Annotated in this window: 10 protein-coding genes; 7 read left to right on the forward strand and 3 right to left on the reverse strand. The window is 58.3% G+C overall.

The annotated features are described in order from the left end of the window. Window positions 1–294: 294 nt before the first annotated feature. A complete protein-coding gene (locus RFER_RS15505) occupies window positions 295–510 on the reverse strand; it encodes a hypothetical protein (protein WP_041790848.1) in 216 nt (71 codons plus the stop codon). A gap of 627 nt (window positions 511–1,137) precedes the next feature. After that, the gene (locus tag RFER_RS15510) at window positions 1,138–1,383 is read right to left on the reverse strand and encodes a hypothetical protein (protein WP_011465338.1); all 246 of its coding nucleotides are present in this window, start codon (window positions 1,381–1,383) and stop codon (window positions 1,138–1,140) included. Window positions 1,384–1,751: 368 nt separating this feature from the next. Here RFER_RS15510 and RFER_RS15515 point away from each other — a divergent pair, with 368 nt between their 5' ends. Further along, the gene (locus RFER_RS15515; RefSeq protein WP_244095732.1) at window positions 1,752–2,072 is read left to right on the forward strand and encodes a helix-turn-helix domain-containing protein; all 321 of its coding nucleotides are present in this window, start codon (window positions 1,752–1,754) and stop codon (window positions 2,070–2,072) included. 168 nt (window positions 2,073–2,240) lie between these two features. Here the strand turns inward: RFER_RS15515 and RFER_RS15520 are convergent, their stop codons facing one another. Next, complete coding sequence (locus RFER_RS15520; protein ID WP_041790850.1) at window positions 2,241–2,468, reverse strand: hypothetical protein; 228 nt, start codon at window positions 2,466–2,468, stop codon at window positions 2,241–2,243. Between the two features lie 2,969 nt (window positions 2,469–5,437). Between RFER_RS15520 and RFER_RS15525 the strand changes: the two genes are divergently transcribed. The 6 genes from RFER_RS15525 to RFER_RS15555 all read left to right on the forward strand — a co-directional run bounded on the left by RFER_RS15525 (window position 5,438) and on the right by RFER_RS15555 (window position 16,180). Beyond that, window positions 5,438–6,304 (forward strand): hypothetical protein, encoded by an 867-nt coding sequence (locus RFER_RS15525; protein WP_011465342.1) that lies wholly within the window; start codon window positions 5,438–5,440, stop codon window positions 6,302–6,304. A 434-nt stretch (window positions 6,305–6,738) separates the two neighbouring features. Continuing rightward, window positions 6,739–8,991 (forward strand): RNA polymerase sigma factor RpoD/SigA, encoded by a 2,253-nt coding sequence (locus RFER_RS23070; RefSeq protein ID WP_049765676.1) that lies wholly within the window; start codon window positions 6,739–6,741, stop codon window positions 8,989–8,991. 38 nt (window positions 8,992–9,029) lie between these two features. Next, window positions 9,030–10,496: an ATP-binding protein gene (locus RFER_RS15540; protein WP_041792541.1), complete on the forward strand. Its 1,467-nt coding sequence runs from the start codon at window positions 9,030–9,032 to the stop codon at window positions 10,494–10,496. Window positions 10,497–10,510: 14 nt separating this feature from the next. Continuing rightward, window positions 10,511–13,411 carry a Z1 domain-containing protein gene (locus RFER_RS15545; protein ID WP_011465345.1) on the forward strand — a complete coding sequence of 967 codons (2,901 nt, stop codon included), beginning with the start codon at window positions 10,511–10,513 and terminating at the stop codon, window positions 13,409–13,411. Continuing rightward, complete coding sequence (locus RFER_RS15550) at window positions 13,395–14,399, forward strand: PD-(D/E)XK motif protein (RefSeq protein WP_011465346.1); 1,005 nt, start codon at window positions 13,395–13,397, stop codon at window positions 14,397–14,399. The genes RFER_RS15545 and RFER_RS15550 overlap by 17 nt, the downstream gene beginning before the upstream one ends. Further along, window positions 14,396–16,180 (forward strand): AIPR family protein, encoded by a 1,785-nt coding sequence (locus RFER_RS15555; protein WP_011465347.1) that lies wholly within the window; start codon window positions 14,396–14,398, stop codon window positions 16,178–16,180. The genes RFER_RS15550 and RFER_RS15555 overlap by 4 nt, the downstream gene beginning before the upstream one ends. Window position 16,181: the final 1 nt, after the last annotated feature.

Genomic DNA, 16,181 nt, shown 5'->3' on the forward strand with positions numbered 1-16,181 from the left:
ATCCGCGCTGGGCCGTCATATCTTGCTATCAATCTAATTTTTAAAACTGCCGTGTGTGTGCCGCCGCGAGCTATACATAAATAGGCAATACGCAATACCGCGAATTACTACTCAGACCCCAAAACCCCAAAGGACAAACCATGACACAAGCATACGCATTTACCTCAGCTCAAGTACAAGCACTAGCTCAAGAAGACGCCCTAGCAAAAACCCGGCCGCTTCCCTATGTCTGGATGCTTTTTTTGCGCAAAAGAAACCGCGGACCGGCCGGCTCACTACGCACCCAAAGCCTCATCATCGAGGCTTCTTTTTTGCCTGCGCCTCGAGCACGTCGATCCGTTTATTGCTCGCGTCTACCGACGCCAGCGCCTCGTCTATCGCAGCGCCTGCGCGATCCGCGGCGCCCTTGGCCTCAGCTGCAAGCGCGCCCAGCGCCACCAAGCCGTCATCACCAGGCCCAGGCTTCCTTAATTTCTTTTGTTTAGCTGCCATGCCGTCGATTTTAGGCACGCACCGGCGCCTCCACAGCACAATTCGCAGGCCCCAAAAACACGGGAAAACCCGCTCGGGAGGCATTAATCGCGGGGGGAGGACTTATCCACATTTTGCTGGGATCAAGTGCTGATTTTTGGCGAGGGTGGAGCGGCGGGGCCGCGATTTGGAGTCCAGCTGCCAACCATGGTGGGAACTGAACAGCCACCAACCAGTGCCGAAGCCCGGGTCCACATCGCCACTTCCTCCTCCACCCCCCAATCCAATCGTATTCACTATGCTAACGTCCAGCAGTCAAGGTTGAGCCGCAAAGCGCAGCGCACCACAAGGCGCCCAGCCAGCGCCAAGCGGTCCGTTGCGCCGCCCTGGCTGCCCGCCGCGTACCCAACTCTTCCACCGGTCGCCCGTCTTTTTTATTGGAATTTGGCGTCTGTATTGGATGTTTAGCCGACTTTTGAGGTTGTTTCGACAAGTCTTAGAACTACCTCCACAACATTCAGCGCAAAAATTTCTTCTTAAATCAATAGGTTACCGACGCTCTCGATGAGATTTTGGGCGACCGGTGGAAGAGTTGGGTATGCAGACAAAAAGTAGCCCCTTCCCCCCGATGGTCGCGCAAAGCTGGGACAACCGGTCTCCAGCGCGTCACACCCGCAGCGTCGAGCGCGCCAGACCGCCAAAGACGGCTTCAAAGGTGGCCAGCATTTCATGTAGCGGCTGGTTCGCCAGCGTTGCCGTCACATCGCCAATGCCCAGTCGGGCCGACAGAATTTGCGCGCGGGCGATAGCAGCGCTGCGCTGCTGGGGACCATCAAAATTATTCAGGGGGAACGTCTTTAAAAAAGTAATAGCTGCGTAGAGCCGCGACGAATTCACCGCTGACAGTGACATATGGCGTCACGCGTAGCGTAATCCACGCATCTACTTTTAATAACTTATGATGATTAGCGACATTAGGTGCTGTGCAAAAAACCAGCACACAATAGCGCACTACTCAGCTACAAAGCGCAATCCCCAGAATCCAAGGCGCAGCAATGCAAGACTCTAATATAGAGAGCAGGACCCGGCGCGCGGAGCTGCGCCAGCGTGCCTTGCCGTCTGCGAAGACGTCATCGAAGGCAAGGTCACGCTCGATGAGCTGCGATCGAGCAGCCTAGCGCGAACCCGGGCCCAGGTCGCCAAGCGTTGACGCTCGTATAATCGAGCCTTACGCCAATAATGCTCGATTTAACGTACACATGAGAGTCACTCAGTCCGCAATGCTCTCACCCCGCTTGAGCGCCGAGTGCGCCCAGCTTGGGCAGCTCCTGGCCCGCCTGCGCATCGCCCGTGCAGTCAAGCAAGCAGACGCAGCTCTGCGCTCCGGGATCTCCCGCAACACAGCCTACAGATTGGAAAAAGGAGACCCGGGCGTCGCACTTGGGCAAGTCCTTCGATACCTCGATGCAATCGCGCCCGGGTGCACGTTGCTTGAGCTGCTGGCCGAAAGAGATCCAGCACTAATCACCCTGCGCATGCGCGAGAAGACGCAGCGCGTGCGCGACATGACAGCAGCTGAGCTCGAAGAAATCGACTTCTGAACGTCGGGTGAACCTCGCGTTGAACCTTCATAAATTTATGAAGGTTCGTTTTAAGGCGTGCGGAACCACCAGGGGCGCGAAGCGGGGAGCAACTCGCGCGGGCAAACAAAATTAAGAGCCACCCCAAGCGGAGTTTCACCTTGAGTGTCGTGTGCTCTGCTCCTTCGCTCAGCGCCGAGGCACGGGCTCCATCGGTGGCGCCTGCCCGCCCTGGGCAGCCAGGCGCTCTCTGGCCAGCGCCTTGCCTGCGGCCCGCAAGCCCGCCGCCAGCAGCAACGGCTTGGCCTGATCCTCGGTGAGCTTGCCGCTTTTGATTTCGGCTTCAATTTGCTCAATCTCCGGACTAGAGAGGGTTTGGACGTCATTGAGCCAAGCCGGCGGCGTAGTATTAAGCATCGACCCCTTTACCATTGTTGCGCTTAGTGCGCAATGGAAACCGGGTGTGCCCCAGGCCCCAAACCGCCCCGAAAAACAGCTCGCCCATCCCGAAATTCGCACGCAGGTATCGGGCGAAGCGGGAGCATCTTGCGCGGGAAACCCAATAGGCGCAGTCCATTACTAAAAAAACAATGGTATTGATCCCCGGTTTCCGTTTGCGTTTTGCCGGGCAAAGCCTCACGCCAGGGTTTGCCGACGGGCACCAAAACGTCGCCTGAGGCATTAGAAAATGATGCGGGAGTCCGGCTTCGGCTGTTCAACCTGGTCGGACTTCGTTCGCACCGCACAGCGCAAACCGGTCTCCGTTTCCCCAACATCCCCGCATCGGCTGCCGTTCGCCCGCCCACCAGCGGCTCACTTACGTCGTCGCCCTGGCCACCACCAACATCATCCCCAGCTTCAGCCGCCAAACGAACCGCCAAAATTACATACACCTATGCAGGCCCAATTCGTTGCCTTGAAACAACTTATCGCCGTAATCAACGGCCAATTTATCCGCCAAATAAACCGCCAAATCACCCCCCTCAATAACCGAATGGCCCGCGCGAAGCGGGCAGCGCTAGGCCTCAAACCCAAAAAGGCGCAGCCCATCACCAAAAGAATAATGGTATTCGCGGATTCGTTCGCCCAAAAACTGGCATTGCCCCAACAGCCCCGCGCCCAAAAGACACTGACCAGCTCTCGCCAAAGCCCCGCACCAGCCTGCCCGCCACACCCAATTTCTCGATCAAACAGCGGCCCATCAGAGCCTCAGCCGGCCCGCCCAACACCATTCACCCGCATGGACAGCGCGAAGCGGTCAGCCTCAACGCGCGCTCAAAATAACAAAAAACTACCACCAAAAAAATAGTCTTTGGCAATTCTCTCGGTCGAGCTGCCCCCAGTGCCGCCGCGCGTCATGCCTGAAATTCGCTGGATTAAGCGCCTCCCATCGCGCCAATACCTGAAAAATCCAGTATTAATCCCCGCCGCTCAGCTACCGCTCACCCCGTCCCCGTGCATCGTCTAAACCCCGCGCCAGGATGGCAATGCACCCCAAACCACTCCACCAGCGCACGCCTAGCGCCGCGTTTCGCCAGCAAGCTGGGGAAAAAGGCGGGAGAAAAAGCTCAACTTGAACACAACACGCGATCGGCCTCTGCGGCCGCAATACCGTTCCACTCAAGGAGAAGGCAGGACAGCCGACCGCCCGCGTAGCCCCTTTTCCCGGGAGGCCGCAGCGCCAGCGCAGGCCGAGCGGGTGAGCAAAACCACACTCAAAAAAGACGTTCGCCAGCGCCAGGCCGAGGCCAGATCCACCGGATCGCCGCCTCAGCCCCAGCGAATAATCCCCCCGCACCAGCACCAAAACACCACTCAAACCCGCGCCAAACCAAGCCCCACACCCGCAAAACCTGCCGCATGCTCACCATGCGCACCCCACATTTCAGGATCAGCCAGAAGCCCCCCCCGAGCAAGCCCCGCGCCAGCCGCTCCGGGCGTGTTTCACGATGCAAAACCCCGCGCCTGCGCAGCCCAATTGCGCCACGCCCGGGGTGAACTTCGCGCTTTGTGAACGCTGAGCCGGGGCCAGCTTTGAGTTGTTTGCGCCTCGCGGGATGCTATTCACCGCTTGAACATCATCGAGCCAGCATGCCAAGCCCCTCGCCTTGGGCCTGGCGCAGCCCCTTGCGGGGGGCTTACTTCGAGCTTTGCCAACGCGCCAACAGCGCTTTGCGAACGCTGTGAACTGCGCTCCGCCAGGCACGCAAACGCAGCCCAGGGCTTCCTGCCCCCAGTGGTTTTCCCAAGGGGTCCGGGAGAATGCGGCTGAGCGCCGCAGGGGTCCACCCAAGAGGAGGGGAGGACAGCCGCTCGCGTGGCTCTTAGCCAGGGAGGCCGCAGCGTCAGCGCAGGCCGAGGGGGAGCGGATTCGCGATCAAAAACGTCTTCGCCAGCGCACAGCCTGAGGCCAGGATCCCACGGGATCCCACGGGATTCGCCGGCTCTGGCCCAGCGATTAGAGCCCCGCGCGAGCACCAAGTGAAGCGAAAACACGCACAACCTGCTCACCTGCGCAGCCCAAACCGTGCAGAAGCAGCCCCGCGCCTGGCCCGCAAAGCCTCACGCCAGCTCGCCACAGCAGCCCCAGGCCAGCCCCAAAGCCCCGCGCCCGCGCATGCAAAAGCCCCACGCCTGACCCCCTGGAAAGGCCCTATCTGCGTGCAGAAGGAGCCCCGCGCTGGCCAGCAAAGCGCTCCGCCTGGCACGCAGAAACAGCCCCGCGTCTGGGGCCACTGCGCTTTGTGACCCTGCAAATACCGCATCGCCAGCGCAGCAAATCGCACCTCGCCAGCTTGCTCCTACAGCCCCTTGCGAGGGGCTTTGGGCTGTGCCGCTGATGAGGGGTTGTTTGGGCGAGGGGCGCGGGTGGCTGAGGTGAATGCCGGGGATCGAGTGACGGCGGGCTGAGAAAGCTGCGGTGAAAGTCGAGGAAATGGTGGCCAGAAAAGAGAGGCTGGCTAGCCCCAAAAGGGACGCTGTGGCGCAGCCGACAGTGGGCCGCAAGGGGGGAGGTGTTGGCTAGCAATGATGGTGAAACGACCGGGAAGTTGTGAGACGCAGGGGGATGTTGGCCAGTGGGTTGTGGCTTCTGGCTGATCCGCTTTTGGGGAAGGTTTAAGGGGATTTGAGGCGGTTCTGGGAGGCTGAAGGGGGTGGGTTGAGGCCCGAGGTGGCGGAGAGGGTCAAAAGAGGCCTGAAAGAGTGGCTCCCGAGCACAGTAGCCGCGGTTTTTTGGGGGTACCAGTGCGGGGCATCGCGATCCCCCGGGCGCAGGGGTCGCTTCATTGTGGAAAGTGCTGTTTTAGTCCGCTTTTCGGTCCCATTAAACTGCCGCGTCTCTTTGGGCTATACGTTGGTATGTCGATTACCAAAGCGAGCTCCAGATGCGAAACCAATATCAAAACCAAAGCCGGGCTGTAAAACCCGCGCCACAAACGTCCGAGCAGCATCTCGCCCAACTCGCCCAGGCGCGCCGAATTAAGGACATCCGGTTTCCAGGGCAAAGCCCCAGTCAGCGCGCCGAAGACAAACTCGTCAAGGCGCTGAACTGGGTTTACAGATGGGGCTGGTCGAGCGCCAAGACCCTTGAACGCGTTGGCGGCGGCACACACTCCGGACTAGCGGCGCGCTTGGTGCGCGCCAAGTATCTCGAAGCCACGCGCACCGAAAGCGGGCTTGCTCAAAAAGACTTGCCATCACACATCCTGACCTTGACCTCAGACGGGCTGGCGAGGATTCAACGAGAGCGCGATATCCTGCTGCCCTACTCCACCGACCCAGCGAAGGTGCGCCAGGACCAGCTGCGTCACTACCAGATGGCGCAGACGCTCACGATCGAGGCGCTGCATGCGCAAAAGATTGAGGCATACAGCGTCGAGAAAGAGATGGCAGAGGTGTCGTCCGACGGGGTGAAGCAACCCGACATCTTCTGGGTACTGCAAGGTGGCGCTGGTGCCGCCGTCGAAATCGAACTAAATCCCAAGTGGGGTCGCGCCATGGATGTGTTTGTGCGCGGTTGCGTCTCGGCGTTGACGCCAGCGCGCGGCCAGCCGGCGCGGTTCGACTTTATCTTCATCATCAGCGACTCAAACGCGCTCCTCAAGCGCTACAGCGCCGCGCTCGGCGCAGGCAGCACGTATGAGCTTTGGAAAAAGGATGCGAGCGGGCACATTCTCAGGATCAAAGACTCAGCACAGCGCGTCTGCGCAGAAGTCGCTGAGAAAGTCTTGTACCGCAATTTTAGCGATTGAAGTGCGCTGGCGCTGGAGTCGCCGAGTTGGAGTACGACCTGGAGTACGGGTTGGAGTACAGGTTGGCGAACGAAACCGCGGCTCAACCAGCCGGCGCTCTTGCGCCTCGATTTCTTGACGCGCCTGCCGAATCGTTCATTATATTTTTGAATGAACCTCTGATGCCAACCGCATTGGCCGTATGACATGCCATGGTTCTATTTGGCTATGCGCGTGGTCATTCGTATCAAACGCTCAATACTTGCCAAAATGCGCAGGTAGCTAGGCATCCGACCCTGTAGAATTTGCAACAGTTCAAACTCAAAAAGAGCCAAAATGGCCGCAGGGATTCCTACGCCGCTTGGCCTTGGCCAGCGCTTTGAAACGGGGGGTGGAGGCACCTTCCAGGGACACTTAAAGACCGCCGCAATGGCGATCCGGATGCAGGCGCGCGCGTGAAGGACTTCGCTATTCATGAAGCCCTTCCACTGAGCCAATTTCTCAGATTGGCCGTCGACGAAGACTCGATGGGGGCATACAGTCCACCCGTGCCAGACTCCGAAAAGACCCAACATGATGGCGTGGACGGCGGAGTCTTTGATTTCGCAGGCTGGGAAGCAGAGGTAGAACCACCGCTTCCCAAAGGCGACCCTACGCTAGCTGAGGCGGCCCGTGAACTGCAAAGCACAATCTCCAAACACCAGCCCATCGACAAATCCACCGATTGGGAAGACTTTGAGGCATACCTACCCGAGCGGGCGTCTCCCCTGCCAGGCGCAAACGACGCTGATGCGCGCGAACGGCTTCGCCTCGTCCTTCTTCGCGCCATCCGGGAAGGCAGCGTACCGGACGCTTCAATCGAGGACCTTTCGCTAGGCGACGACGGCATTCCCAACGTGGAGGCCTGCTCCCTCTTGCGCATGGTGATCAATGACGTTGGCGCCGAGACCGACGATCGATTCGAATATTGCACCCCGGACGAAAGCTTTGAGGTGGTCGTCGCGCCGGAAATGACCCCAGACGAAGAGGACACGGTCACCGAGGCGCTGGCTTTCATAGACAACTTGGCGGAGCGACGCAATGATCCCCTGCGCATCTATCAAAAGGAGTTTCAGAATGCCACACTGCTCACCGCTGATGAAGAAGTCGCCCTGGGACAAGGCATGGAACGCGGCGTACAACAAGCGCTCGATGCCCTGGCGGTGTGGCCCTCTGGCATTGGCGCCGTGTTGGATGCCGTTCACATGGTCAAATCCGAGGCAAAACCGCTGCGTTGGCTGTCCTCTGGTCCGCGAGCCGAGCTGCAAGACATTGAAATTTCATCAAATGCAGAACCTGCTGCTGATTCTGTTTTGTCGGTGGAGGGAATCGGCACAGACGACGAAAGCGACTCCCAGTTTGGTCATGACGCGCACGAATCAACCGACGAACTGTCCGAGCTCCTTTCCAATGCTGAGCTCTTGTCGGGACTCGATTTCGACGGGGCTCTAAGCAGCGATGGTTGGAACTCGAGGCGAAAAGCACTCGCATCGCTTGGCTTATCCCGAGGTTTCCTGCTTGAATTGGCGGACTTTGAACAGCTCGAAGTGCAAGAATCCGCGATTGAATTTTCGCAGGCGATGCAGGCATATCGGCAAGCCCGCGATCAAATGGTCATCGCCAACTTGAAACTCGTGCTGTTCATTGCAAAGAAATACCTATATAGCGGGCAACCATTGGACGATCTGCTCCAGGAGGGGAACATCGGACTTATCAAGGCTGTTGACCGCTACGACTGGCGCAGGGGCTTCAAGCTCTCTACCTATGCCACGTGGTGGATTCGCCAACAGGTTGGCCGCTACGTCGCCGATAAAAGCAAAACGATCCGCCTGCCAGTCCACGTATACGTGAAGACCCAGCAGATCGCACACGCCGCCCATGCCATTGAACTGGCGACTGGGCGCATGCCTACGATCGAAGAAATTGCGAAAAAGATGGAAATGCCTGCGAGCAAGGTGGCGCCTCTCGCCCTCGCAATCCCTGAGCCGCTGCCGATACACGACGTAGATGTGGACAGTCTCATCGCCATTGACGCGCAAGACAACTACGTCGCCAGAGACCCCATGGACATCGTGTCCGACAGTCAGTTGATTGGCTCCATCGACCGATTTTTGGCAACGCTAAAACCCAAGGATGAACAAGTTTTGCGCTTGCGTTTTGGCATCGGAGCGCATGAGGCCATGACGTTGGAGGAAATCGGCACCCGCCTAGAGGTTACGCGGGAACGCATTCGCCAAATCGAGGCGAAGGCCATATGTCATTTGAAACACCCTGCCCGCTTGGAACGCCTTTTGCGCGACCTCAACGGCACCCCACCGCCAAAGCGCGAAGAGATCGAAACTGAATCGATCGAATCCGACGACGCAACGGACAGCAAGCCACCTTCGACACCAGTCAGTTCTTCGGCAGCAAGACTGCAGCCAGTCACCCAGTCCGCAAAAGCGGTTCCACGTCCAGAGCGCATTCAGTCCACCGTGCCGACGATTCTCGACAAAGTTTTGGCCATGGCCGCGGTTCTCGGGTTTACCGTGGAAGACGAGCGCGATGGCAAATCCGGGAGAGTGTGGGTCAACATTCTCGAAACCCCGAACATTCACTCCCGCAAACTGGTTCGAAAAATGCTGGACTTGGGATTTGAATTCTGGCCAGGGAAAGGTTATTGGAGATGACACAAAAGACACGCAACGCGCCTCCGCGAGCCAATGCCATGCTCGAAGCCTTGCGGGGCTTAGGCTACTCGACTGCCGCCGCGCTGGCCGACATCATCGACAACAGCATCTCAGCGGGAGCAAGCGAGGCTCGACTCGATTTCGCATGGAACGGTGCCACAAGCCGCATTTCAGTCCTGGACGACGGGCGTGGAATGACCGATGCCGAGCTCGAAAGCGCCATGACCTTGGGCGACAAGAACCCACTCGATGCGCGCGCCTCCCACGACCTTGGCCGGTTTGGCATGGGAATGAAGACCGCATCCTTTTCTCAGTGCCGCCGCTTGACTGTGGCTACTGTGAAAGACGGCGACACTAGCTGCCTGCGGTGGGACTTGACGGAACTGGCGGCGCATCCCGACAGCGGATGGCTCATGCATGAAGGCGCGGCCAATGGGTCTGAGCAGTTCCTCGCCCCGCTCCACGGCAAAGCGTATGGAACCCTGGTTCTTTGGGAAACACTTGATCGGATCGTCTCGACAGGCTATACGGTCGACGACTACCTAGCGCTCATCGACGAAGTGCAGGCGCACCTCGCCATGGTGTTCCATCGACTTATCCAAGGGCCTCGTCCAAAGCTCCGGCTGTTCATCCAAGAGCGAGCCATCGCCCCATGGGATCCGTTCATGGCGGGACACCTCGCCACTTGGAGCTCCCCCGTCGCAAGAAAGCCGACACCCGATGGGGTCGTCGAAGTCGAATGCCATGTCCTTCCACACAAGGACAAATTGTCCGATGACGAGTGGAAGCGTTGCGCAGGGCCGAACGGTTGGACGGCCCAGCAAGGTTTTTACGTCTATCGCAATGAGCGGCTTCTCTTGGCTGGTGGCTGGCTTGGACTTGGTCCCAGCAAGGCGTGGAATCGCGAAGAGGCCCATCGGCTTGCCAGAATCCGCCTCGACATACCTAACACCGCCGACGCCGCGTGGAAGATCGACATCAAGAAATCAACCGCCCGGCCACCCGTGGCGTTGCGGCCTTGGTTGACCACGCTGGCGGAAGACACACGCGACCGAGCGCGCAAGGTCTTCGCCTATCGGGGATCACCGACCCCAAGCCCAACGGGCACACTCTTGGAGCAAGCATGGCGCGTCGACCACACGGCGACTGGCGCCCGATACCGGATAGACGACAAGCATCCTGCCGTCTCTGCCGTCCTCGAAGGCGCCGGGCCGCTTTTGCCGATGGTGAAAGCCATGCTCAGGGTCATTCAAGAAACCGTGCCGGTGCAGCGCATCTGGCTCGACACGGCGGAGAACAAAGAGACGCCGCGAACGGCTTTTGCAGGCGAGGCGCCAGAAGCCGTGATGGGGGTCATGCGCACCATTTACAACGACATGGTCGGGCGGCGCGGCATGACCCCTGACCTCGCCAAACGCGCTCTTTTGTCCACTGAGCCATTTCAGAACTTTCCAGTGCTTGTCGCGAATCTTTCAGCTTCCGACACCTTCAACAACCCACAGTAACAAGGACCTCCGCCATGCCACTACCCGACAAGTCCTTGCTGCCCGTTATCAACATGGCTCAACTGATGCTCGAGGCTGAGCGCGACACGGTTGGCATTACCCCCGCGTCCATCGCAGCCAAGGTGAAGCTCGCCGCCCAAATCTTGAACGCGCCGGATAGCGATCAGGACATGGCAATCTCAACCCTGATTCAACGATTCAGCCACTGGATCGGCAAGGACTCCACGCTGCAGGACACTGAGGGACACGTCGCTTGGCTTGTCTCGGCACGCAAGAAGGACTGGCGGTATTGGCCGCGATATCAAACCTATTTGGAGCGCAAATTGTCGGTGGATGTTGTCGGCGCGCTCGACGAATCCACCGATCACATACTTGGGATGCTGGAAGACCCCAAGCGCGATGGATCGTGGGACCGTCGGGGCCTCGTCGTGGGGCACGTGCAGTCGGGCAAGACCGGGAACTATTCCGGTCTTGTGTGCAAGGCCGCCGATGCGGGCTACAAGATCATCATCGTCTTGGCGGGCATGCACAACAACCTGCGGTCCCAAACCCAAATCCGTCTTGAAGAAACCTTCCTGGGTTACGAGACCTCCGAAGACCGAATTCCTGGCAAGCCGCTAGGCGTTGGCGAAATCGACAGCGACACCGCAATCGCTCCACACTGCGCAACGACACGGGCCGACAAGGGAGACTTCAACGCGACCGTCCAGCGGCACTTTGCCATATCTCCCGAAGAGAAGCCGTGGCTTTTCGTGGTCAAGAAGAACAAGACCGTTCTCACACAGCTCTTGAAGTGGATTCGGAACCATGTCGCCGACAGCAAGGACAACGCGACGGGACGGCGCATCGTCACCAAAAGGCCACTGCTGATCATCGACGACGAGGCTGACAACGCCTCCGTCGATACCGGCGAGCAAGTCATTGATTCCGACGGCAAACCCAATGACGACCATCAACCCAAAGCCATCAATGGGCTGATTCGCAGCATTCTGCATTCCTTTGACAAGAAGGCCTACGTCGGCTACACCGCCACGCCATTCGCGAATATCTTCATCCATCGCAAGAACGCGACCACCGACGAGGGGCCTGACCTTTTTCCCCAATCCTTCATCGTGAACTTGGCCGCGCCTTCCAACTACGTCGGCCCGGCCCGCGTCTTTGGCCTTCTGACACCGGATGGCCGTGTCGGAGGCCTGCCTTTGATGCGCAACGTGTCCGACCATTTCACCGCTCCCGATCCGAATTCAGCAGACGAACCAAGTGGATGGATGCCGCCAAAGCACAACAAGGAACATGTCCCCGTTGTCAATGGACAGGAGATCATTCCTCCATCGCTCAAAGAAGCCATTCACTCCTTCGCTCTCGCTTGCGCCATCAGGACTTTGCGGGGGCAAGGGAGGGAACACTCATCCATGCTGATCCACGTCACCCGATTTGCCAATGTGCAAAAGGAGGTGTTTGGGCAAGTGGACGAGACCGTCAAGAAGATGGTCCAACGGCTGACGCGGCGAATCGACCATGAGACCCTTGTTGAAGAGCTGCGGTCGCTATGGGAGCGGGACTTTGTCCCGACTTCGGCCACGGTCGCCCAATTGCTCGAAGAGCCTGGAGAGTCGAAGCTCGCACCGGATTGGCCCGCGATCCTCGCTGCGCTTCCGGATGCGGTCTCCGACATCAAGGTCAAAACCATCAACGGAACCGCCAAGGATGCCCTCGACTATTTGGAACAGGAAGAGCACGGTTTGAAAGTGATCGCCGTCGGCGGAGACAAGCTCGCGCGTGGGTTGACGCTGGAAGGACTCTGCACAAGCTACTTCGTTCGGACCACCAAGATGTATGACACGCTGATGCAGATGGGCCGATGGTTTGGCTACCGTCCCGGATATGTGGACCTTTGCCGCCTCTATACAACCGAAGACTTGGTCGAATGGTTCGGCCATATCGCCGACGCATCCGAAGAACTAAGAGAGGAATTCGACGCCATGGCTGAGAGCGGAGCGACGCCAAAGGAATACGGATTGAAGGTCCAATCTCATCCTGTTCTGTTGGTTACCTCACCATTGAAAATGCGCACCGCCAAGAGCCTGCAGCTTTCTTTCAGCGGAGAACTTCTCGAGACCATCGCCTTTTTCAAGGATGACGCCAGGCTCGACCAAAACCTCACGGTCACCAACCGACTCATCGCAGCCATGCAAAAGCCGTCCGAGGTCAACCCTGTAAGGCGACGCGCCGGAGTTGACCAGCCAACAAATGGCTTCCTATGGAACGCGGTGCCAGCGGAACATGTGGCGGATTTTCTCGAATCCTATGTGACGCATCCAAAGGCGCGAAAAGTCAACAGCAAATTGCTTGCTGAGTTCGTAAGGGAAATGGTTTCCAAATCCGCAGAGCTCACAAGCTGGACGGTCGCGCTGATCGGCGGAGGCAGAGGGCCTGAATTCACATTCGATGGCGGCCTGACCGTCGATGGAACGCTTCAACGCTCCGCCGACCCGGATGTCAAAGAACGTTATTCCATCGGAAGACTATTGTCCCCACGCGACGAAGCGATTGATCTGGACGGCCCGGCATGGTCAGCAGCCCTGGCCGCTACGAAACGAGCCTGGAAGCCCGATCCAGCCAAGCAATCGGCGGGTGTGGTTCAAAAAGAGCCAGAAGTGCCCAATGGACCCGCGATCCGACGCGTGCGCGGCAAAGGAGCCGACGGAGTGCAAAGCGCGCCCGAGCGGGGCGTGCTGCTCTTGTATCCCCTTGATCCCAAATTGGCGGGTGCTGGCGTCTTCCCCGACCGAACGAAACCCATCATGGGATTCGGGGTGAGCTTTCCATCCAGCGAATCGGGCGTGAAAGTCGAATACAAAGTTGATCACCTCATCTGGGGACAATGGGAGCTGGAATATGGCGCATCCGAGTGAAGAGATAGCGCTTGCGTGGGGCTCACTGTCAGGGGCATCGGCACATGCCGGATGGCGCGCTATTCCAATCGTCTCCCCAATGGGCTGTGACATCAGGGCTGGGCGGCGCAGCCCTGATAACGAGGAGGCAATCCTTGCTGGTTTCGCCGCTTCGTCCATTCCAGCAGCCGAAAAGCTGCCTGATGGTCAAGGCTTCACCGTCGAAAGAGTGGACCTAGGCGACGGAAAATCGTGGTTGGCGCTCACACGGAAATCTTCCGGAAGCACAGAGCTGTTCCTGGCAATGGCGTGCGATGTGATCGGGGCTATTGAGTCCGATGGCACCGCCGACTCCAAGCGACTCGCAAGAGCGTTCCTCGGCAGGGTCCGCGCTTGGCAGGAATTCATGCGCAAAGGCGCTCAGGTCTTGACGCCAGAGGAGGAGATCGGGCTCGTTGGCGAACTCGCGGTGCTCAGGGAGCTCATTGACGCGGGCGTGCCGATGGACGTAGCAATGGGCTCATGGGTGGGGCCGAACGACGCCAATCAAGACTTCGAGCTGGGCACCGGCGCAATCGAGGTGAAATCCACGATCTCCCCACTCAGCTTCCCCGCGCGGATCAGTTCTCTTGCCCAACTGGACGATGCCGTGCTGCAGCCGCTATTCGTCGTGGGCGTCCGGTTAATGCAGAGCAGCGCTGCCGGACAAAGCTTGCCTGAGGTCATCGCATCAATGACGCAAGCGGTCTCGGCAAACCAAGAAGCGAGCCGAATGTTCAAAGACAAGGTGTTCGCCGCCGGGTATTACATTGCGCATGAGGGCAGTTACCCGAGGAAATTCACGACAACTCCTCCGCGAGTTGTAGAGGTCAAAGCAGGCTTTCCAAGGCTGACCCTTGGGACTGTGCCGACAGGCATCACGGAAGCGAAATATTCATTGGACCTGGAAGCGCCGCTAAGGCACGCCATCGGAATCGAATTGGCATTGAAAAAATTGGGAGCGATATGAGCATTGCGATATTGGAATTTCTTAGGGACTTGCAGGCAGACATCAGGTCGCAAGTCGGCGACGACCTGCCGTATGAAGAGCAGGTGTTTTCCGATATCGTCATGAAGCAGCTTGCGGACGCAGGAATGACTTACAACGATCCGGTTGTGTGCCACTACAAGGGGAAGGTCGGAAATGCCAATTTGAGGTTGAGCGGCTATTCGATTTCGGAGGACGAGGATCAACTTGACCTGTTCGTCAGCCTCTACGAGGGCGTGAACGAAATTGCCTACATATCGGAAACGGACACGAAGACTGCCGTCGAGCAATGCCTGCGGTTCTTGACGCTCTGCGCCAATGGCACCATGGCTGCCAAACTAGAAGACTCGAGCGATGAACGCGCCCTTGCCACCAAACTGCAACAGATTTACGACGGCCTGGAGCAGATTCGAGTCTTCGTCCTTACCGACAAGGTGGCGAAAACAAAAAACTTCAAACCGCGCGAGATCAATGGCAAAACCGTCCGCCTTGAGGTCATGGACACCGAGCGACTATTCCGCCATGTTTCCGAAGGCAAGCCGCGCGACGAACTGATCGTGAATTTCAAAGAGATTTGCGGAGCCCCATTGCCGTGCATTTTCGTGCCTGGCGGTGATGAGGACTATGGATACGCGTTGGCAGCCATCCCCGCTGTCGCCTTGCAAGTTCTGTATGCGAAGTTCGACTCTCGGTTGCTTGAGGCCAACGTCCGCTCGTTCCTGAGCGTCAAGGGCAAGGGCGTCAACGCGGGAATCCAACATACGCTGCGCCACGATCCCGGACGCTTCATGGCCTACAACAATGGCATTGTCGTAGTGGCCGATCAAGTCGCTCTGGTGAAGACTGAGGATGGCGGCATGGGCATATCCATGATTCAGGGCTTGCAAATCGTCAACGGTGGACAGACGACCGCATCCATCTTCTTCACCAAGCGGAAATTTCCTGAAACCGACCTCAGCCGAGTGCGTGTCCCCGCAAAGATCATCGTCATGAAGGCTCAAGATCCCGCGCAAGAAGAGACATTGATTTCGGACATTTCTCGGTTCGCGAACAGCCAGAATTCCGTCAAACAATCCGACCTTTCCGCCAACAAGCCCTATCACGTTGCCATCGAAAAGCTCTCTCGAAGCATCTACTGTCCGGATGGAGTGAGCCAATGGTTTTATGAACGCGCGGCGGGAAGCTACAACACATTGCTATCCCTGTCGGGGAACACGCCTGCAAGGCTCAAAGCCCTCAAGGAGTCGATCCCCCCGGCGCGGCGCATCACCAAGACCGACTTGGCTAGATACATCAACACTTGGGATATGAAACCCGATGTCGTGAGTCTTGGCACGCAAAAGAATTTCGACCGTTTCATGGCCGAAATCACCTCGTCCAACGGGCAAGAGGCGCCCGCCACAACGGTCGCCGAGTTCAAGGCCATGGTGACAAAGGCGAAAATCTACCGGGATACGCAGAAGCTGGTGCGCCCCATGTTTTCAGCTTTTCAAGTCAATGTCGCAACCTACACGATCTCCCTGCTCGCCCAAGAGCTTGGGGAGCGGATCGACTTGGAAAAAATTTGGAACAATCAGGCGCTGTCGCCAGAGTTGCTTGGGCAAATCTCGGTCTGGGCAAGAGAAGTAAACGACGTGCTGCACGAAAGCGCGCAAAGCCGCATGGTGTCGGAATGGGCAAAACGGCCTGAGTGCAAGGCCGCAGTGTTGGAGTCGCACTATTCCGCCCCAGCTGCCAACATTCCCGAGGTGCGGGCGAAGTGAC

The organism is Rhodoferax ferrireducens T118, from assembly GCF_000013605.1.
GTDB lineage: Bacteria > Pseudomonadota > Gammaproteobacteria > Burkholderiales > Burkholderiaceae_C > Rhodoferax > Rhodoferax ferrireducens.